Annotated in this window: 17 protein-coding genes; 14 read left to right on the top strand and 3 right to left on the bottom strand. The window is 37.6% G+C overall.

Annotated elements, in window-relative coordinates:
- Window positions 1–9 precede the first annotated feature (9 nt).
- Genes RWN13_RS08865 through RWN13_RS08855 form a run of 3 tightly spaced genes read left to right on the top strand, consistent with a single transcriptional unit; the run spans window position 10 to window position 3,658 of the window.
- A complete protein-coding gene (locus tag RWN13_RS08865) occupies window positions 10–1,128 on the top strand; it encodes a glycosyltransferase (protein ID WP_314062335.1) in 1,119 nt (372 codons plus the stop codon).
- On the top strand, window positions 1,110–2,282 hold the full coding sequence (locus RWN13_RS08860; protein ID WP_314062332.1) for a hypothetical protein: 1,173 nt from the start codon (window positions 1,110–1,112) through the stop codon (window positions 2,280–2,282). Before RWN13_RS08865 ends, RWN13_RS08860 begins: the two co-directional genes overlap by 19 nt.
- Window positions 2,279–3,658: a polysaccharide biosynthesis C-terminal domain-containing protein gene (locus RWN13_RS08855; protein WP_314062330.1), complete on the top strand. Its 1,380-nt coding sequence runs from the start codon at window positions 2,279–2,281 to the stop codon at window positions 3,656–3,658. Before RWN13_RS08860 ends, RWN13_RS08855 begins: the two co-directional genes overlap by 4 nt.
- Window positions 3,659–3,868: 210 nt before the next feature.
- Here RWN13_RS08855 and RWN13_RS23635 read toward each other — a convergent pair whose 3' ends face one another.
- On the bottom strand, window positions 3,869–4,231 hold the full coding sequence (locus RWN13_RS23635) for a linear amide C-N hydrolase (RefSeq protein WP_399553646.1): 363 nt from the start codon (window positions 4,229–4,231) through the stop codon (window positions 3,869–3,871).
- Between the two features lie 386 nt (window positions 4,232–4,617).
- Here RWN13_RS23635 and RWN13_RS08850 point away from each other — a divergent pair, with 386 nt between their 5' ends.
- Window positions 4,618–5,508, top strand: coding sequence for a hypothetical protein (locus RWN13_RS08850; protein WP_314062328.1), 891 nt, complete (start codon window positions 4,618–4,620; stop codon window positions 5,506–5,508).
- A gap of 103 nt (window positions 5,509–5,611) precedes the next feature.
- Here RWN13_RS08850 and RWN13_RS08845 read toward each other — a convergent pair whose 3' ends face one another.
- Window positions 5,612–6,190: a recombinase family protein gene (locus RWN13_RS08845; protein ID WP_314062327.1), complete on the bottom strand. Its 579-nt coding sequence runs from the start codon at window positions 6,188–6,190 to the stop codon at window positions 5,612–5,614.
- Window positions 6,191–6,537: 347 nt separating this feature from the next.
- On the opposite strand from RWN13_RS08845, the gene RWN13_RS08840 reads away from it, so the two are divergent.
- The 7 genes from RWN13_RS08840 to RWN13_RS08810 all read left to right on the top strand — a co-directional run bounded on the left by RWN13_RS08840 (window position 6,538) and on the right by RWN13_RS08810 (window position 13,723).
- Complete coding sequence (locus tag RWN13_RS08840) at window positions 6,538–7,101, top strand: recombinase family protein (protein WP_314062324.1); 564 nt, start codon at window positions 6,538–6,540, stop codon at window positions 7,099–7,101.
- A gap of 18 nt (window positions 7,102–7,119) precedes the next feature.
- On the top strand, window positions 7,120–10,059 hold the full coding sequence (locus tag RWN13_RS08835; RefSeq protein WP_314062322.1) for a MucBP domain-containing protein: 2,940 nt from the start codon (window positions 7,120–7,122) through the stop codon (window positions 10,057–10,059).
- 22 nt (window positions 10,060–10,081) lie between these two features.
- Window positions 10,082–10,327, top strand: a complete 246-nt coding sequence (locus RWN13_RS08830; RefSeq protein WP_314062320.1) for an LPXTG cell wall anchor domain-containing protein — start codon at window positions 10,082–10,084, stop codon at window positions 10,325–10,327.
- A gap of 29 nt (window positions 10,328–10,356) precedes the next feature.
- Window positions 10,357–11,196 (top strand): WxL domain-containing protein, encoded by an 840-nt coding sequence (locus tag RWN13_RS08825; protein ID WP_314062318.1) that lies wholly within the window; start codon window positions 10,357–10,359, stop codon window positions 11,194–11,196.
- A gap of 5 nt (window positions 11,197–11,201) precedes the next feature.
- Entirely contained in the window at window positions 11,202–11,996 is a 795-nt protein-coding gene (locus tag RWN13_RS08820; RefSeq protein WP_314062316.1) for a WxL domain-containing protein, read from the top strand.
- 67 nt (window positions 11,997–12,063) lie between these two features.
- A complete protein-coding gene (locus RWN13_RS08815) occupies window positions 12,064–13,161 on the top strand; it encodes a DUF916 and DUF3324 domain-containing protein (RefSeq protein ID WP_314062313.1) in 1,098 nt (365 codons plus the stop codon).
- A complete protein-coding gene (locus tag RWN13_RS08810; RefSeq protein WP_314062310.1) occupies window positions 13,136–13,723 on the top strand; it encodes a hypothetical protein in 588 nt (195 codons plus the stop codon). Before RWN13_RS08815 ends, RWN13_RS08810 begins: the two co-directional genes overlap by 26 nt.
- A 27-nt stretch (window positions 13,724–13,750) precedes the next feature.
- On the opposite strand, the gene RWN13_RS08805 is transcribed toward RWN13_RS08810, so the two are convergent.
- Window positions 13,751–15,241 (bottom strand): helix-turn-helix domain-containing protein, encoded by a 1,491-nt coding sequence (locus RWN13_RS08805; protein WP_314062308.1) that lies wholly within the window; start codon window positions 15,239–15,241, stop codon window positions 13,751–13,753.
- A gap of 335 nt (window positions 15,242–15,576) precedes the next feature.
- On the opposite strand from RWN13_RS08805, the gene RWN13_RS08800 reads away from it, so the two are divergent.
- The 3 genes from RWN13_RS08800 (at window position 15,577) to RWN13_RS08790 (ending at window position 19,523) form a co-directional block, all read left to right on the top strand.
- Window positions 15,577–16,167: a recombinase family protein gene (locus RWN13_RS08800; protein ID WP_314062305.1), complete on the top strand. Its 591-nt coding sequence runs from the start codon at window positions 15,577–15,579 to the stop codon at window positions 16,165–16,167.
- Between the two features lie 239 nt (window positions 16,168–16,406).
- On the top strand, window positions 16,407–17,312 hold the full coding sequence (locus tag RWN13_RS08795; protein WP_314062302.1) for a LysR family transcriptional regulator: 906 nt from the start codon (window positions 16,407–16,409) through the stop codon (window positions 17,310–17,312).
- Between the two features lie 735 nt (window positions 17,313–18,047).
- The gene (locus RWN13_RS08790; protein WP_314062300.1) at window positions 18,048–19,523 is read left to right on the top strand and encodes a helix-turn-helix domain-containing protein; all 1,476 of its coding nucleotides are present in this window, start codon (window positions 18,048–18,050) and stop codon (window positions 19,521–19,523) included.
- The last annotated feature ends 143 nt before the right edge of the window (window positions 19,524–19,666 follow it).

Genomic DNA, 19,666 nt, shown 5'->3' with positions numbered 1-19,666 from the left:
GTGGCACATATGAGGGTTTTGGTGGTTAACACCGTGGCATTCGATAATAATGGTATTTCCAAACATATACTAGCTTACTGTCGTCGCTTGAATCAGACCAATTTTATCATTGATTTTGTTGTTAATGAGACAATCGCTGACTCCTCAAAAAGTCAGTTAGAAGGAAGTCACTTTTTCATTCTTTCAAGGAGGAAAAAGAATCTTTTTTCTTATTGTAGAGAGTTGATCGGAATCATTCGCCAGGGAAATTATGAGCTTATTCATATTCATGGAAATAGTGCCACCATGTTGGTAGAAACTCTTTCAGCAAAATTGTCAGGTAAACGGATTAAAATAATTGCCCATGGGCATGCCGTTCATTCAGACCATCCTTTGTTTCACAAGGTGGCAAAAAAACTTTTAGGGGCCTCGTGTGATCAGATTTTTGCCTGCAGTCATGAGGCGGGGAAATTTATTTGTCAGGGGGATGCTTATAGGGTTATCTCCAATTTTATTGAGGGTGCTGATTTTAGATTTAAGCCGATTAAACGGCAGGAACTGCGAAGTAAAATGCAGCTAGAGGATCAAAAAGTATTACTCCATGTGGGAAATTTTACGCCGGCAAAAAATCATTTTTTTTTACTGGATTTATTAGGAGCGTTGCTTAAAACCAGCTCAAATGTCCGGTTGATTTTAATTGGTGATGGGGAGCTGGCTGAATCGGTAGTTGAATACGGTGAGCGCTTAGGTGTCAATCACCATGTGACCTATCTAGGGCAACTAACTAATCCAGCCGATTATTACGACGTCGCGGATATTTTTGTTATGCCGTCGTTATTTGAATCTTTTGGAACAGCATTATTGGAGGCTCAATGCGCAGGTCTGCCTTGTTATGCTTCAAACCGTATTCCTTCAATTGTCAAAATAAGTCAGGATGTCTTTTTTTTACCGATTGAGGATAGTTTGAAAGAATGGGCAAGGCTAATTCATCAAGAGACTTGCAAGCTAGAGTCACGGAAAAAGGGTCAGATAAAAGTAAAGAACAGTCCTTTTGATGCTGATCGCAATGTTAAAGGGCTGGCAAAACTATATGGTGAGATTGTATGGGACCACACTCAGGGGGATAAAAGATGGCAGAGGAACAAATAGATCATTCAGTATTTGCTTACCTCTTCTTTGCTGTGTTATTTATTTTGAGGGGCATGGAGTGGAGTGGTGCCGGCTTTGTGGAACTGGAACTAGTCCTTTTAATTGCTAGCGGGGCTGTTTTTTTTCTGAAAATTTACCATACCTATTATTCGGTCAAACAATGGCTGTTAGCATTTTTCTTGATGGTTCTTTGCTGCATTGTTTACTTATTTTCTGGTAAACAACAACCTGTGCTTTTCGTCCTAATTGTTTTTTGTTTAAAGGACACTTCAATGGAAAAATTATGTCATACGATTTGTATCAGTAGCCTGATTGTCATGATATTAAGTTTCTACTTAATGATGATGGGAATTAGAGAGAATGTGGTAAGTGTGGTTAATCGGTCTCTGTTTGGGATTGGTTATCAGGAATATAGGTATGCTTTAGGTTTTTTCCATGCCAATACGCTGTTTGTTTATTGTTTTGTTGCTGTTACCAGTTATTTTTTTGTTCATAAATTAACTAGGCGGGGGTTTTGGATTAGTCTTGGTATGATTGGACTGGTTTATAATATTACTAAATCACGAACGGGAACCTTGTTATTATTGCTTTTTATCTTCTGTTTGATACCGGAAGTTAGGAAATGGATGGAAAGATATATGTTTAATCCCCTTGTTCCTTATTTGATGATGGTTTATATAAGTAGTAACCTCTTTTTCTCGTTTATGTATCAATATGACGCGGATAATTGGTTAAATCTATTGGACAAGGCCATGCAGCAACGGATTAGTTTATCTCATTATTATTTAACTAAATACTCGATTAAATTATGGGGGCAGCCTGTGGAATTGTCAAACTGGAAAATGTCCTCAAGTTTACAAACAGACTTTAAAATGATCGACAATAGTTATGTGTTGATGCTAATTAATTATGGCTTAATTTTTACGGTGCTGATTATGAGTCTTTATTTTATTCTTTTGAGAAGGATGTGTCAAAATCACCAGTATAAGGAAGTGTTGTTGATTATCATTATGTTAGTTTATGGCACAACAGAGGTTCTAGTACCAAATATTTTTATTAATTATTCGCTAATTTTGGTGACGGGACTCCTCTTTCCAAATCAAGGGGACTCAATCCGAGGGAGGCCTTTGATAGAAGGGGGCAGTAGGATATGATGAATCAACCGGTCAAAAAATTAGTCACAAATACCATTATTTTTGGAATGGGAAATATCGGCAGTAAACTGATTGGCTTTTTGTTGCTGCCGTTATATACAGGTTATTTAACGACAGTCGAATATGGCAATGTGGATTTGGTCACAATGTTTGCTAATTTATTACTCCCTGTGACTAGTTTGTGTTTATATGAAGGCATTTTGCGGTTCACTTTAGAAAAAGGCTTAGAGACGGAAAAATTATTTGCCACAGGTCTGATTGTTAATGTATTCATGTGTCAGATTGTGATCGTTATTTCCTGGTTTACCTATCAACAGACTTCTAATCAATTGGTATTATTTACGAGCATTATCGTGGTGGTTCAAGTGATTCAAAATTTTCTTGGCCAGTTTATTAGAGGAATAGGCTTGGTCAAAATCTATTCGTTTAATGGGTTTTTGATGGGGATTATTCTCGCTGTGGGCAATATTATTTGTATGGTCAGGTTGGATCTAGGACTGATTGGTTACATGATCGCTTGGGTAGGATCTTATTTAGTATCGGTTTTATTTTTCCTTTTTTTTTGCCCGATAAAAGGGTTATTTAATTCGAAGAATTATAATGTGGAATTGTTAAAGATGTTATTGACCTACTCATTTCCGTTGATTTTAAATGCGACTCTAATGTGGCTAATCAATGTCTCGAATCGATTGCTTGTTTATTACCTAGTAGGGGAGTCAGCTAGTGGTATTTTTGCTATTGCCTATAAATTACCGATGATACTTGAAACTTTTTATCTTTTTTTCTTTCAGGCTTGGCAAATTTCAGCCATTGAGGTCTTTTCAGAAAAGAACATCAGCGATTATTTTTCATCCGTCTTTCAATATGTGAGTTTTGGTCTACTAAGTTTGCTTTCACTCATTGTCATGTTGATTAAGCCAATAATGGCTGTATTTATTGGAGAAAATTTCTATGAGGCTTGGCAGTATGTGCCAATCTTATTGGTTGGTGTTGTTTTTTCTTGTTTTGCTTCCTTTATTGGCACGATTTACAGTGCCTCAAAAAGAAACGTAGGGATGTTTGTCTCTACTTTTATCGGTGCAATAACATCTGTATTGCTGTCACTGATATTAGTGCCGTCTATCGGCATGATAGGAGCGGCCATCGCCCATTGTTTCACCATGTTGACGGTGTGGCTTTATCGTGTTAAGGACACTAAAAAGTGGTGCCGATTGCTCTATCACTCTTCGTTGTTTAAGACCTTAGCAATCATTGGGATTCAGGTAACAGTTGTGACTCTGGATATGACAAATGGTTTTTTATTAAATGGGATCTTTTTTCTTTTGATTTTAGTGGTTAATCGGAGGAGCCTGGCAGTTTTTTTGGTGAAAAGCTAGGTTTGCTCTTCTTCCAAGGAAATTATATAGACTCGATTATTCTCGTAGATTGATAAATTAGAAGGTGACCTGGATAAAGGAATTAGTGGACACTTAACGGCTAGGGAGTGGTAAGCTTCCTGAGTTTTGAGCGAAAGCTTGTAATGTCAGCTGGCCTAATGGTTGAGGCGGTAAATTATGTGGCCGAATTCCAACGAATGAATTAAGAGGTTATAAATGACATTCTAAATTAGGACTATTTACCATCACACCAATTGAATGTTCTTTTCCTGTTAATTGTTGATTTTCAGTTTTAATGTGAAGGGTGGTGTCAGTCCAATCTATTAGAAGAAAATGTAAAGGAACGGTTAAGTTAAATAAGGGCACAGGATTGTCTAATAAGCCCACGTGGTTTAGGGGTGCGACTACCTCGTCGATTGAAGCATTGTCACCTGATAGCGGACTGTCAGTAGTGCGGATGGTACAGTTAAGACTCAGACTAAATGTGGCAATAAATTTTATTTTGTAGGTGAATCCGTTATGATTAAAGAGGTGATTGATACACTGATTGGCGTAACTGAAATAGCCGAGCAAGACAAATTTTATGAATAATACCTGAGCATGGAATTAGATTTGTACCGCCGGAATGATATGACCAAGAAGGCTCGAAACGATCTGAATATGTAGCCAGCATTGATAAAAATGTTAAAATATTTGAAGAGGAACAACTTGAGAGAAAAAAGGAAGAATGAATGGCAGGATTTTTAGTCATAAGTTTTTTTTATATCATAACTGTCCCTCCGAATATTCTCATTGCGTTGCCTAATAATCTGTTTGCTAGTAAGAGCTATATCACTAAATTAACTGTGTTAGTCTAACAATTAAGGTGATAAGGCTCTTATTTTTGCTAAATGAAGGATTTAAAGCTAAACTAACCATATAACAATGAATAATGTCGGACTTGGAAAGTAGGTAAACGAATGGATGTTGGGGAAATGAAAAAAGTGGGGAAGTGGCGCACAGCCCTTCACCTGAGTAGTCTTGGTTATTTGCTGATAGTGTTTACAATGGTGATAAATCAACAGGCTTTTTTTGAAAAGATTGTTGCGAGGTATTTTAAATTAAATGTGGGCAGTATTATTGTTTTTTTCTCCTCCGATGATTGGTTGACAAGTTTAACAAGGCAGTTCAAGTTGATGGGAAATGATATGGTGATTCTGATAATTGTTGAACTAGTGATTATTATATTAGGATTGGCTGTTATCGGTTATTTGTTTTGGGCTTTAAGGAAACGAGATGGCTGGCGTCTCAGTGATAAACTTGTTGGTCTAGGTTATTTATTTTTAGTGATATCTATGGTGATTATTTTAACTAAAATGTCCCTGAACACCTATCATACTTATGAAACGATTAATCAGCGTTTGTCTCGTTTAAGTGTGAATGAATTGGCTGGTATCCGAGATTATCTTCAAGAGTTAGTTCGACAGACTGATTTATCTCTAGACAGCCTGATTCCAAGCGGATTGGATTTAATTGGACAAATAAAGGGGTTTATTAATAAAACTAAGGCTATTGCGGGGATTCCGCAGTTAATAGACAGTACTTGGCAATCATTGCTTGTCCTTAAAAATTGGTTGATTGGTTGTGGTGTCCTAGCTGTGATGGTTATTTTAGTTGGGCATGTCATGGAAGGAATCACTCATTTGAAGGTGTATCAGCAAGCCAAAACTCGTCTTAGTCGTACAAAGGCAAGTCGTCAGATTGAGCTAAATGAGCGCTTAGTTGAGGTGGCTGAACAACAAGCGGCCCTACTTCTTCTATTGATGGATCAGAAAGAAGAGGATTCGGAGTCGGGAGAATTGAAAGGGTAACAAGAAAAAGTCTTGCCTGTTAATGGCTGAGACAAAATGTAAAAATAAATTTAATGCCGCCAAATTAAGGTGTATGTTTACTTGATTTGGCGGTATTTTTTTATTATTTTTTGACGTCTCTCCTTTTTGGAATGCCTTGTTTTTGTAGGTGATTATAGACTGTCGGGATTGATAGGCGACATCTGCGGGCGATTAAGGAGACTGGGAGCTCTGTTTCCTGATAGAGTTTCATCGCTTTGGTGACGGCTTTTGTTCGACTGGGTCTGCCGAGGGTTTTTCCGTTATCTCGAGCGGCCTCTAAACCAGCCATGACACGTTCGCGAATAAGTTCGGCCTCCATTTCGGCAAATGCTCCCATTACTGTAAAGAAAAAGCGGCCCATGGCAGTTGAGGTATCGATATTATTTTCGATACTGACAAAATTAATCTGTTGTGACTCGAAGAAATCAGCTAGTTGCAAGAGTTGTTTAGTATTGCGGGCTAGCCGATCTAATTTATAGATGACAAAGGTATCCCCTGGTTTTAATTTTTTTAATGCTTCATTTAATTGGGTTCTTTCTTGTTTTCGACCGCTTTCGTATTCTTGAAAAATAAGATCAACGCCGTAACGATCCAGTGCTTTTTTCTGCGAATCAAATTTTTGATGCAGGGTGCTAACGCGCATATAGCCAATCGTTGTCATAATCCTCACTTCCTTTCAATAAGTGTAAAGTTAACCACTCTTTTCTTTAGTGAATCTCCTTAGATAGGTCAGAATAATGGCCAGTCTAAGGCGGTTTTTTTGTTTTATTATTAATGGTTAAAAAGATATTGACAAATCCTTGTTAGTCAATTATACTAATGATTTTTTTACTTCATTTTTAAGTGAGATGAGTCTTGTTTCTCAAAGGAGAAATCCCGATTAACTGGGGTTTCTCTTTTTTGTTTGTATGAGAAATCAAATTATTTCACTGTTCTAACAAACTTTAGATTATTAGACTTCATCAGTGGTCTGTTCTAGCGAAATAAAGCCGAAAGGAGGAAACGGATATGGTGCGGTATGGTTATGTGCGTGAGGGATATCCGATTAAGGAAGTCATCCAGTTACAGGAAGTATTGAAATGCAATTGTGAGGAAGTCATCATTGAAAGTGGTGAAACGACAACCTATAAAAAATTAACGGGGTTAATGAGTCGCATGTCAGCGGGTGATAAGATTATTATGTATAATTTGCAAGTATTTGGAACGGGATTAAAAAAACTAAAAGTCTTTTTATTGTATCTTGAGCAACACGGTTTGCATCTTCAAAGTATTAAGGATGACGTTGACACGGAGGTTGACCATCAATTTTTTAAAGTGTGTCAGCTCATTTTAAATACTGATGAGAAGAATGCCAGTTATTGCATCCGTAAAAGTTTGGATAAGGCTCGTTCTATGGGGAAAGAGATTGGACGGCCGACGATAGATGCAGAAATTGTGAAAGAGATTCAGCATCTTTTTGTTCATGAACGCCAATCCCTAAGAAGTATTGCAGATAAGTGTCAAGTATCTTTGGGGACAGTTCACAAGTATACTCGTCTTACTAAACAAGTAGACAGCCGCATAAGAGGGTAAAGACAGGGGAGAATATCCATGAAAAAAAAGATTGTCTTCTTCTACATTGTGAGCAGCTTGTTGTTATTTTTATTACCTTTCAAAATATATGGGGATGAATTGGTAGCGTTTGGGCAAGAGTTACGTGCTAGTACTCGAGCTATTTATTCGCTGCAAAGTTCTGATTTGTATAAGCCCATATACACAGGGGTCAATACACCAATTGCCAGTAAATTTGGCTTTCAGCCTAGGGCGACGGCGCAGACAAAAGTCAGCGTGTATCATAATGGAAAGGAAATTCCAAACGATGGAAAAAGAGCAACCATTAATAAAGAGATTATTGCCGCTAATAAACCGTATATCATAGCGACCAATATGGGCATTATGAATGGACGCTCCATTGATGTTCGTTTTACGCCAGTATCTATTCATCCTCAGGTTAATTTTCTAGATACATTTTTTGTGGGATTGGATAAAAATGACACGACAACCAAGTATGCCTTATTAACGGTGTCTGATACAGGGTCTTCTGATCCTTTATTTAAACTAGAATTTCTTGATTCTCAAACCAAACAACCGGTAATGATGTCAGGTAATTTAACCATTGGTGATGTGGACAATAGTGAAATGATTGTTATTGAACCCGTTGGGAGCCGAGTAGATAGTATTTATGCTCTAAGTGATACGATTCTTAATACTGATAGTTCCTCTACTCCAGAGAAGACGATTATTCGAGCTCAAAATAGTAAGGATGTCTCTGAGACAGACCGACGAGCGTGGGTTTCTGTTGCTTATGAAAATGCCAGTCATCTGCTGATAACTTATAGTTGTTTTCGAACGGGATTGTTTTTTGGCTATCAGGAGTTTGAAGAGTTTGATTATGTTGAAGAGGTAGAGCCTCCGAATAACTTAGCAACGGTAGATGTTTTTCACAAAAATGAATCAGGAATCGAGATTGCCGAAAAGGTCCAACTCCATGGGTTAATTGGCACGATCTATCAATCACAGCCTAAGACGATTCCTGGGTATAAATTACTTAAGGCACCTAGTAATGCGATTGGACTTTTCGCTATCCAGACTCCGAGTGTGACTTATCTTTATGAGCAGATGGATAAACCTTTAGAAAATCAGGGATCCGTTCGAGTCTTTCACAAGAATGGTAATGGAGTGGAATTAGCGCCGATGGAGATACTAACAGGTGACATTGGGACTATTTACCAAGCTCAGCCAAAAACTATTACTGGTTATAAGTTAACAAAGGAACCAACTAATCGAATTGGTATGATCGACCGGGTAAACTCTGATGTGATATTTGTTTATGAGGCAGAAAGGGAAACTGAATACACCAATCCACTGAAGCAGGCCGATGCAGATGGTATTTTAGATGATACTAGGATCCTCTATTCCATCAGCCAGCAAGTACCAGCTTTCTCAACTGAAACTGCTTTAACTAATTTTGCTATTAAAGACGCATTACCGTCTGTTTTAACGATTGACAGTGTTCATATGTATAATCAATCAGGAACTCTTGTAGACTATATGTTTAATATTACTCAATCTGGGCAAAATGTATTTGTCCTAGCCAATCCAACTTATCTGGCTAATAGCCTATTTTATAACACTACTTATCGTATGGATATTCAAACACATCTTAGTGGGAAAGAGATTCAACCTTTTATGGATCAAACGGGGAGAGAATTATGGTTCCCAAATAAAGCAACGGTTTTTATTGGGATAAAAAAGACGGGAGAAACTCTTGAATTGTTGAGCAATGAAACTGTTGGTCGTATTCAACTTCAGACCGTTACAGTTAAGCATGTTGGGGGGAATGGCGAGGTGTTAGCTCCCGAGGAGACTTTGTCGGGCGTATTAGGAGCAAGCTATCAATCTTCAGAAGCAGTGATAGATAGCTATCAATTAACTGAGCAACCTCTTAATGGTAAAGGTACTTATGGCAAGCTCAATCAAGACGTTATTTATGTCTATCAAAAAGTAGAGGCTGAGGGTGGAAATTTGGCGCCAAATCTCAAGTTAGCCGTGAAAGAGGGGGTTTCAGATGGAAAGGATTATTCGGTTGTGGGTATTTGGAAAGACGATAGTTCTTCTGTCTTAATACTATACAAAGTGGATGACCAGGGATTGAAACTGGCCAAAGTTTTCCCTAATTTACAACCGGGAACTTGGCAGCCTTTTAGCTATCAGATTCCAAGCTCAGAAATACCCATCGGCAACCACAAAATAACTTTTTATGCTCATGATAATGAAGGGCTGAGTTCATTAGGTGAAACTATTGTCTTAAAACCAAAAGCTGGGGCTAGTCTCACAATAAGCTTTCGGGATGAAGATGGTGAAGACTTGGCGGCACCTTTAAGCATTCCAGTGGTTATTAATGACAAAGTGGAATTAAGTAATATGGCTGATTTGCAATTAAGGTTGGCAGCTCTCAAAAACCAGGGGTATGAGCTAACTCATTCACCAGCAAACGAGCAGCTAATTGAAGTGAATGAGACTACTATCGTCTTTACTTTTAAAGGGCTGATCAGTTTAGTGGATGTCACAAAGGAAATGCTCTTTAAACCAGGACTGATTGGACCTCTAGATCAGAGTCTTCCTTATGAGGGAAACGTGCCATTTAAGTTAACTGTTCAGGATTTTCGGGCGCAGAATACACCGGCAGAAGGGTTTAAGCGAGGGCAGTTTCAAATTGTTGGCGTGCTATCAGTGCCGTTTAAACAAGCTGATGGCAGAACATTGAACAGGGCCAAGTTAATTTATAATGATGGCACAATGGAAAGAGAAATTTCAACGACAGGGAATGAAATCTATCGTAGTAACACTGCAAACCCGGCAAAAACATACGAGATAAAGTTATCGGACGAGTCTAATAATGAATTGCGTTTAGAAGTGCCAAAGGGGAGTGGCGTGAGTAAGGGAACCTATCAAGCTGAGATAACGTGGGAACTCATTCAAGGGCCATAGAACAAAGGAGGAGATGCCTGACATGGAAAAAAAAAAGATAATTTGTTTATTGATACTGATCTGTTTCCTTTGTTCACCGGTCGCAGCAGCTCAGACAGAAGGAAAAACTCAGGGAACTATTGGCTTTAGTCAAGGAACTCATGAGGAAGAACAACAACCTATTCGTTTACCACAAACGAGTGAACAGCAGCAGTCTTTTCAATTAGCTGGCTTGGTTATGCTGATACTAAGCGTAACAGGTGGCTATTGTCAGTTAAGAAAATCATAAAATAATGGTACAAGAAAGCAGGAAGAAAAATGAAAACAAAATTATTAACGAGTGTAACAATTAGTGCATTAGTGTTAGGTGGTTTAAGTGGCGTAGCACTGGCCGCAGAAAGTAAAGGTAGTACAACAGCTGATGCTGAATTTTTAACAGGTTCTCGTCCAACTCCGGGGAAACCAGAAGAAGGTCCTAAAGATCCTGAACAAATAGATCCGGATCCGGATCCAAAAGATCCATCTAAACCAAAACCCTTACCGGAATCAAATGGTGTTTATGTGACTCATTTACCCAATTTTAGTTTTGGGGCAGATAATAAAACGGATTTAAAAACAGCTGAATATCAGGCTCAATTGGAGAAACGTACGAAAAATCAGGGCGCGGATACTTTCCACATGCCTCATTCTGTCCAAGTCGCTGATGTTTCCGGAAATGACTTAACCACTTGGAAATTATCGGTTAGTCAAGACGAGGCCTTTAAAACTGCAGGGGACAAACCAAAGACCTTAACCAATTCACGAATTAGAATTTATGGCAATACGTTAACAAGTAGCGCTCATACTAACCAAGAGTTGAGTGGGAAGTTATCGGGTGCAGCATTAGGGAGTACTGATGTTTTTGGCACTTACTCAGAGATTCCAGTTGGTAACGCAGATTCTCTTGCTGTTCTGTCTAATAAGACAGCTGGATTTACGCTAAATTCTTATAGTTCTGCTGTATTTAAAGACAGTTATCTGGCGGCTGATTATTCAGTAGTGAAAACACCAACAGCTGAAAAATACGAGGGTGTGAAATTGAATGTTCCAGCTGCAGATCAATCTCAAGCAAAAGCTTATGTTGCGAATCTAACTTGGACACTAACAGTGGAACCTTAAGCTGGATGATATCTAATAATTGGATGAAAGCAATAGTTGCTAGTTGCTTAGCTGTAACTCTTGCTGCAACCACCGTTGAGGCTGGGGTTAAAACGACAGGACATGCTTCTTTTACTGTGCCAACTGAGATCGGTGATGTCATAAAACCTGGAACTGATGATGGTATTGTAATTGGGGGAGAGCAGACTCAAACTGAGGGCGTTCAGTTACTGCATGTTCCAAACTTTAATTTTGGTCAAAATGCGTTAAAGGCAGGGGGAACCTTTGACGCGATCTTTGAAAACTATCAGGAGGGCGAGAATACCGTTTCCTATGCGATTCCTCATTTTGTTGAGGTTGGTGATTTTTCTGGAGATGTGGGAACTAATTGGCGGATCAATGTGGAGCAGGACAGTCTCTTTAAAGCACCGACAGAACAAGGCCATGAATTGGTTTTATCACGAATTCATCTTCACAATCCGACACTGACAAATAACTTAAAAGACGTAACGGCACTGGTCACAGGACCGGTCATGACAGCTGGCTATGCAACAATTCCAGTAAAGGGCAAAGATGGGGGGAGTTTATCGATTTTGACTTCCAAAGGGGGGCAAGCTGATGCAACGTCGACTCACGGAACCATTTCATCGGTGGTCTTTAAGAAGGGCTATGATAGTGAGGACTACGGTTCAAAAGCAGCCGGTGCGCCCTCTTTAGCAGATAAAAACACTGATGTGAAATTGTCAGTTCCAAGTGTTGACACTGCTCGTGCCAAAGCATATAGTACAAGTTTGACATGGACATTAACCATTGAACCATAAATTACCTGAGAATTCTCGGAGTTAATCCGGGAATTTTCTCTATTTTGTCTTGAAGGAGAAACAAACTATGAAAAGATATCAAGTAAAGAAGTGGCTGCTGTTCATCTGCGGGACCTTTTTGTTCGTGTTCGGCAGACAGGTTTATGCGGAAGAAGTGGCTTTTACCGTAAAACCAGAATTACCGACCAATCAAGTATCTGCTAGCTCAGGCTTTTATGATTTGAAGGTTGTCCCAGGAACCGAACAAGAGTTAATTTTAATGGTCTATAATAAGAGTGATCAAGGAATCACTACTAAGGTTGAAATCAATCCGGCAGCCACAAGTGAAAGTGGCGGCTTTATTTATACATTAAAGAACACCGACAGAGATGAGTCGATGAAAGTTTCGATTACAGATATAGCTTCAACTGTTGATACGATTAGTGTACCAGCCAAAGGGGAAGGGAAGGTTGCCATTAAATTGAGACTGCCTAAAGAGCCCTTTGCAGGCATTATTTTAGGGGGGATTCGAGTCAAAAGTTCTCCAGCTGAGGAACAACAGAAAAAGCAACCAAATGAAGGGTTTAGTGTCAGTAATACTTTCGCTTATACGATTGCCATTCGTTTGCAGGAACAGGATGAATTGCCATCATCTGATCTTGTGTTGAAAAGTGTTCAGGCTAGTCAGGTTGTGGGGCGAAATTCAGTAAAGGCAACCTTGGCTAATCCTACTCCAACGATTATTGATAAGGTTAGCTACCACGGTCAAGTAATGAAAAAAGGCCAAGAGACTGTGCTACATGAGAATAAGGTCGAGGGGTATCGGGTTGCGCCAAATACGCGTTTTGATTTTCCTGTTAGCTGGGATAATCAAGAATTTGAAGCAGGGACTTATCTCTATAAATTAAAGGCAAAGTCAGAAGAGACTGGTGATGAGTGGAACCTTGAACAGGAGTTTTCCATTTCTGCCAAAGAGGCGAAAAATTTAAATAAGCGTGCTATTGATCTTGAAAAGAATTATTTACCTTATATTATTATGGCGGGAGTAGTGCTAGTGTTGAGCGTGATAAGTTTACTTATTTGTTTAGTGGTCTTAAGAAAAAAACAGGGGCAACAAAAAAAGAGTAAACGAGTCATCGATAAAAGAAAAAAGGGCGGGCATGGTCATCGAAGAAAAAGGCATTAAGGGGGATGTAACAGAACATGCTAGTGGGGTGATAAGGATGAAGCGTATCTTAGTAGGAGTTATTTTGGTTCTTTTATTGATTTTAGACTTGGGATTATATAGTATTTGGCCCCTAAGCCAAAAGGTGACTGGTAGTTGGGAATATAAGGAGGGGCAGATGAGATTGCGAAGTGAAAATGACAGATGGCAATTGACAATCCCTAATTACCAAGGGATTGCTGGCTACACGATGTGCTATCAGGGGCGATGGCAGACTCGTTTTAGTCAAATTTATGAGGGAACGGATATCTCAGGAAGTGTAGAATTAGTTTCTCAGGAAGTTAATCGAGATACGATTGAGCCACTCTTTCAGGACAATGAGCTGTTTAAGGTAATGATTGATACCCCAACTAAATTAGTCGTGACTTATACAAAAAAAGGAATCAGTGGGATGTTTGGCAGACAAAACATTGATTCTTTTTTCCATTTTAAGTTAACTGGCGCTCCTTTATGTGGAAAGCCAGTGTTGTATCTTAATAACCCTTTTTTTAGTGAAGAACGCTTGCTATTTTTGAAAAGTTGACCCATTGGACCAGAGTGATGAGGCGTTTTAAAAATTACGGTCTAAAATTCGTTCTTGAATATAATTAAAGAGCCGAGACCAAGCGGCGTTATCTGTCAGAGAATCTATGTAAAAATAGTCTTTCTCTTTTTTTAAGCCTTCATAACTTTCTGAAATAACTAAATCAGCTTGTTGATAATCTTTAGTGAAGACCACTACCTGAGATGTGTAGACTTTTCTAAGTCGTTGCTTGATAAGTTCTTCGCCCAGGGCATTTTTAGAAAATTGAGTAGCAATTCTTAAGGGGTGAGCGGTAGACATATCAATATACGTGTAAATCTGGGAGACTAACAGATTTAAATAGAAATCAGTTAATTTAAAGGTCTCTCCTAAGGGATCTTTAATAAAAAAATCAGTTAAAAAATACCTAATTTGAGTGTTTAGTTCTGCTCTGGGCGGTTGTTTTTCAAAGACGATTTCGGAAAAAAAAGAACTGGGTAGATTGATGTCATAGTATTGAATATAGATAAAAAACAAGATTAAATGATAAAAGAAAAAAGCGTGTGTTTCTTCTGAACTGATGAGGGAAAACTCTTTTATCAGATTGCTTAAAAGGGATTGGCAAAAGTTACTAATTGGATTATCAAGTGTTACTAACTGCGCCATCATTTCTATTTGTTGTGTTGCTGTATCAATGTCTCCAACTAAATGACGTAAAAAAATATTTATGAAGAGGTGTTCATCTTCTTGATAGGTTGTGTCAATACCTAAAGGTAGGGACAAGTATGTTTCTGTAAGATCGTGAATACTTGTCATTGTGGCGATAATAGTCCTATAGGGCTCGTCCATTTGAATGGGTTGTATTCGCAATAGTAGCCGGCGATACCAAATCATGCCGATATAATGGAGTTGGTTTTGTTTGGATGGGACTAGTTGCGAAATTAAGTGTTTTTGAGTTTTACCTAAAAGGGGTTGAGCCCAATGATTTTCTTTCCAATCTGTTGGCCATTTAATACCTCCGTAGGTTAACCAATAGAAGTAATAGGCAAATAGGCGTAATTTTTTTTCTTCGTAAACAAAGTTGGAAATACGGTTGTGAGTCGAAAAATCCAATTGGATATCAAAATGATCGAGTAAATAAGTGACTTTCTTTAGGGTGAGATATACGCTGGAAGGGCTTTGGTGTAGTTCCTTTCCTAAGGTGGTCACATTTTTTATTTTTCGATCCAAGAGTAGATGAATCATTTTAAATTCCTTTGTTTCTTCTATATAGGAAAGGCGCATGTAGCTTAGAAGATAAAGGGCAGTTTCTTCTTCTATGGTGAAAATGATTATTTTTCCGTGATTGATTTTAAATCTTAAGTCAAAATCGGGAAAATAGTGGAGGATATCCGCTATTAACTGATCTAAATAACGTAGCAAGGTTTTTCGGGAGATCCCTAAGTCTGTGGCTATGGAGCTGATCAAAACTGGCTCTTCAGAAAATAATAAGGATTTGAAAATAGCTAACTTAGCAAGGTGCTTGGGTTCTAAAAACATGTTATCCTCTCCTTAATCACGGTAAGAATCTTTAAATATACATCCTCGTAAAATAATTCGAACAGGTAGTTCCATTGGTCTAGTGTGATTAGTTAACAGGAGCTATCTAGTAAGATATATTAACTGATTATACTATATGAGGCTCTGATGTTAATACTTTTTTGATTCGTTCATTTAGACCTTCGTATTATGGAGGTTGACCACTTTTTTTGCCATAATTCAAGAAATATAAGTTAATTTATCATGTTAAACTGTCAAAGTAATCAAAAAACCATGTGTTAAAGAAATCGCACAAATGATTAGCCGTGAGCGGCGGTATTTTTAGGAGGTTAATTATGGCTATTATAGGATATGCGCGGGTTAGCACCAGCCATCAGAAATTCGATTCACAAATTGAAGCGTTGAAAAAATACGGGGTTGATAAGATTTATACGGAATGTCAGAGTGGTCGTATTAAAGAGCGACAGATATTGAACAGGCTATTGAGAGAACTGAAAATGGGAGATACACTGGTAATTTACAAATTAGATCGACTAGCAAGAGGGACGCAGCACATGTTGAAGATGCTTGAGCTGTTTCATAAAAAAGGCATACACTTTGTCAGTATCAGTAATCATATTGATACCTCAACTCCAATGGGGAAGCTAATCTTTACTATTATGAGTGCATTTGCCGAGATGGAGGCTGAGTTAATTCGAGAAAGAATAAATTCAGGCATTGCAGCGGCTAAATCAAAGGGAATACAACTAGGGCGTCCGCTTTTAACGGCAGAAGTGAATCAGGCGATTCAACTTTATAAAACATCTGATATGGCTATTTCTGAAATTATTGAGACGTGTGGTATTTCTAAAGCAACCTTATACAGTCACTTGAAGCAGCATAAGGTACCCTTACGTCGCCGAACTATTAGCAAAAAGAGATGTTAGGTAGTGAATGAGCTGGATTTTTATTTTTCAATACTCAGTATTAATGTTTTAGAAAGTTTCGGCTAATTCGTGAAATCTATGGTAATAGGTGACTAACTAAACACCTTATTGAATAAAAAGATAGCTTTTCCGGTAGACCTTATGCAACGAGGTGCATTCAACTTCCTATTTGTCGGCTATTTAGTTACAATGGCATTGAGGCCAAATACAAGCCATTTTCGAGACATAAGGAGGCGATTATGAATATTAAGCAGTTAGAATACTTTATCACGATTGTTGAAAGTAATTATAATTTATCCAAAGCATCTAAGATATTACATGTTTCTCAGCCAGGGCTGACAAAATTCATTAAAGATTTTGAAGAGGAAGAGGGGGTTAAACTCTTTGTACACTCGAAAGGACGATTAGTTGATCTTTCGACTATAGGCAAAGAATTTTATCAAAATGCCCTTAAGGTGACTGAAAATTATCGTAAGTTAATGAGAGATTTACGACTAAAAAAGAGTGAACTTACTGGTAAAGTGAAGGTGGGAATCCCACCGGTGATTCTAACCGTCTTATTTCGTCAAGCTATTCCTAAGTTTATTATTGAAAATCCTGATATCGAGCTTGAAATTGTGGAAGCTGGTGCGTCGGAACTTCAAAAAATGTTGTTGTTACGGGAAATTGATATTGCTTTTTTAATTGATACTATTTCGATTCCTAATATTCAACACAAAAAAGTCTTAGAAGATGAGATAGCTATTGTTATTAATAAACATCATCGTCTAGCTGAAAAAAAATCATTTTTAACATACGAGGATCTAGCCGAGGAGCGGTTGGTTATTCTTAACGATACCTTTATGTTGCATCATCAAATTATCAAAGGATTCGCCCTTAATAATGTGACCCCTAATATTTTTTTCCAATCGGGCTCCTGGGATTTACTTGTGAGCATCTGTGAGAATCTTGATATGGTAACGCTACTACCAGCTCCGATTATTGATTATTATGCTGGAGATGAGCTGGTTTGTCGTTATTTAGAGCCAAAGTTTACATGGACGGTTAGAATCTGTCGGCTTGATCATTCTTATCACAACGCCATCATCGACTATGTTGAAACGTTTTTTATCAAGTATTTTTCGACGGAGTTTAAGAAATATTAAACAGGTGATTAAATCCCCTCCTTTTGGAGTTCAATTTATGTCAAATGTTTGTGAAGCTAATTTCCTTCAGTGCTTAAGGTGAGTAAGTCTGTGGCGTTTTTTTATCTACTTCTAGCCGTTTTTGTCCAAAAAGCGGCTAGAGGTAGAGTTTTTTGTTTGTCTTTGTTAAAAAACGAGCAATGGAAAGGTGAGAAATATGTTATAGGTTATAAGGTTAATTATGAATCTAGCAAGTTGCATATGCTCCATCACACTTTGTAATATAACCCTAATTCCGTCTTTTTTCCAATATCTATTTTTTATAATCCGTATTACTAATAGTTATATAAGGAAAAAAGGAGTTTGTTTACTTTTTATTCGTAGTAGTGTTAGTTAGGGAGGTTATTTGATATTGATAATTTTTTTTTCTTGCTTATCGTAGTGATGTAGCGCTTTAGTCTATTATTCTTAATGTGATGCAGTTATATAGTGGCAGGTTTCACTTTTTTTAAAACGGTATTTTTTTAGGTGTTTTTTATCATTCAGTGCTTTTTTAGTTGAGAAACATTTCACAAAGTGATATACTTCGAATCGTTATAGGTGATAGGTTGTAATAGTGAGAAAAGGTGTTTATCTAAATGTTAATCGAATAAATTCAGTGTTAGCGTTAAGCTGTCTAATTTCTGCTCTTTTAGTATAGAGACAGGTTTCTTAGAGCTATAGTGACACTGATATAAATAATTGGAGGAGATTTTGATGCATCATCAATTACAGCAACTATTAACGAATAAAAATCAAATACTGATTCAAATAATAGAAATTATTGCAAAAGAGGAAAGATGGTTTTCGATTCAAGAATTAAGCCAAGAGGTTGGCTTGGTAGAAAGGAGTCTTCAGCGTTATGTTCTTTCACTTGAGGACACTATCTGCGAGTTTAATGGGGAAAATCAAGAACAGTTTGTTCTAGAAATGAGAAAAAATAAAGGCATTAAATTACTAATTGCGAGAAATGCCAGTCATAAGCAATTAAATACGTATATCTACGAACAAGATCATACGTTTCAGTTACTTATTGATCTCTTATTTGAACGATATGAGTCTATTCAAGAATATTCTCAGAAAAGAATCATCTGTACTTATGCGATCAAACAATCATTTGAAAAAATTGGGAATTTTTTAGAACCAGTAGGTTTAAAAGCGTCGATTAGTGGTTTTTGTCTTAAGGGAGAAGAATCGCAAGTCAGAGGGGTTATTTATAGTGTTACCTGGATGTTATACAATTCAGGGGAATGGCCCTTTTATTTTCATCAGCTAGATCCTTTCAAACTAGAGTTGGCGGTGAATCGGTTGTTTACATCACTCCACCTAGATTCTAATATGATAAAAGTGCGGGAAATCTCGTATATTTTAGGCATTAATATTTTAAGGCACAGACGAGGCAACGAGGTTAGTTATCAGGGGGCGTGGGAAACTTATATCCCTCGCAGTCATTTTGAACTGAATGAGATTGTTGAAACGATGTTTGGGGACTTTCACATTTATTCTCAATCAGAAGTTCGATTTATGGCTCTTAATCTTTCCATGTTTTCTTATATACATGAAGTTCCCCATCTAAAACGAATTATTATTGACAGTCATAAAAGGAATGACTCGGATATCATAAGGGCGACAAATTTATTTATTAGTGAATTTAGTAGTCAAATATGTCCAATTACACCTGGGGATTATGACGAGATTTATCTGTATCTTTTTCGGATTCATCTCTTTGCTAAAGTGTATAGACAAGGTGATTTTGAGTATTGTGGTCATAGTTTTACTGAGAAGATTCAGGCGAATTTTATGAACTATTACGAAAAAGCAGGGGCTTTTATTAATCGGTTATGGCACATGAGTGGTAATGATCTTTTTTTAGAAGAACGCTTTTTAATTCAAAAATATTTTATGGTCGTGTCGATTACTCAACTAACTGCCAGACTTGAAACTGCCATTCGAATAGAGATTCAGACTGACTTGCCATTGTTGCAGGAAAACCGCTTAAAAGAATGGGTATACGATCAATTCAAAGGTCAATTTAATTTAGCCTTTATCGACAGTCCTAATTTGCAAAAGCCGGATTTAACGTTAACCAATATTCCCATGGATACGACGGACCATAGTCTGTTAATTTCCTATCCAATTTGTGGCCGCGATATGGATAATATCAAAAAGGAGTTGTCTGTTTTGACGAGCTAGATGGTTTCATTTACCAATCGTAGTAATGGGTGAGTTCTTTGTGAACTAGTGAATAGGCTGGCATCAAAAAAACCTTCAGATGTGTTAAGGAAGCTGCTGAAAAACGAAGATATTCCTATCGTTTTCTTCTTTAGAGATAAAAT

Source organism: uncultured Vagococcus sp., assembly GCF_963518325.1.
Taxonomy (GTDB): domain Bacteria; phylum Bacillota; class Bacilli; order Lactobacillales; family Vagococcaceae; genus Vagococcus_D.
The sequence above is the reverse complement of the archived record's forward strand: the minus strand, read 5'-3'. Positions and strand labels throughout refer to the sequence as shown.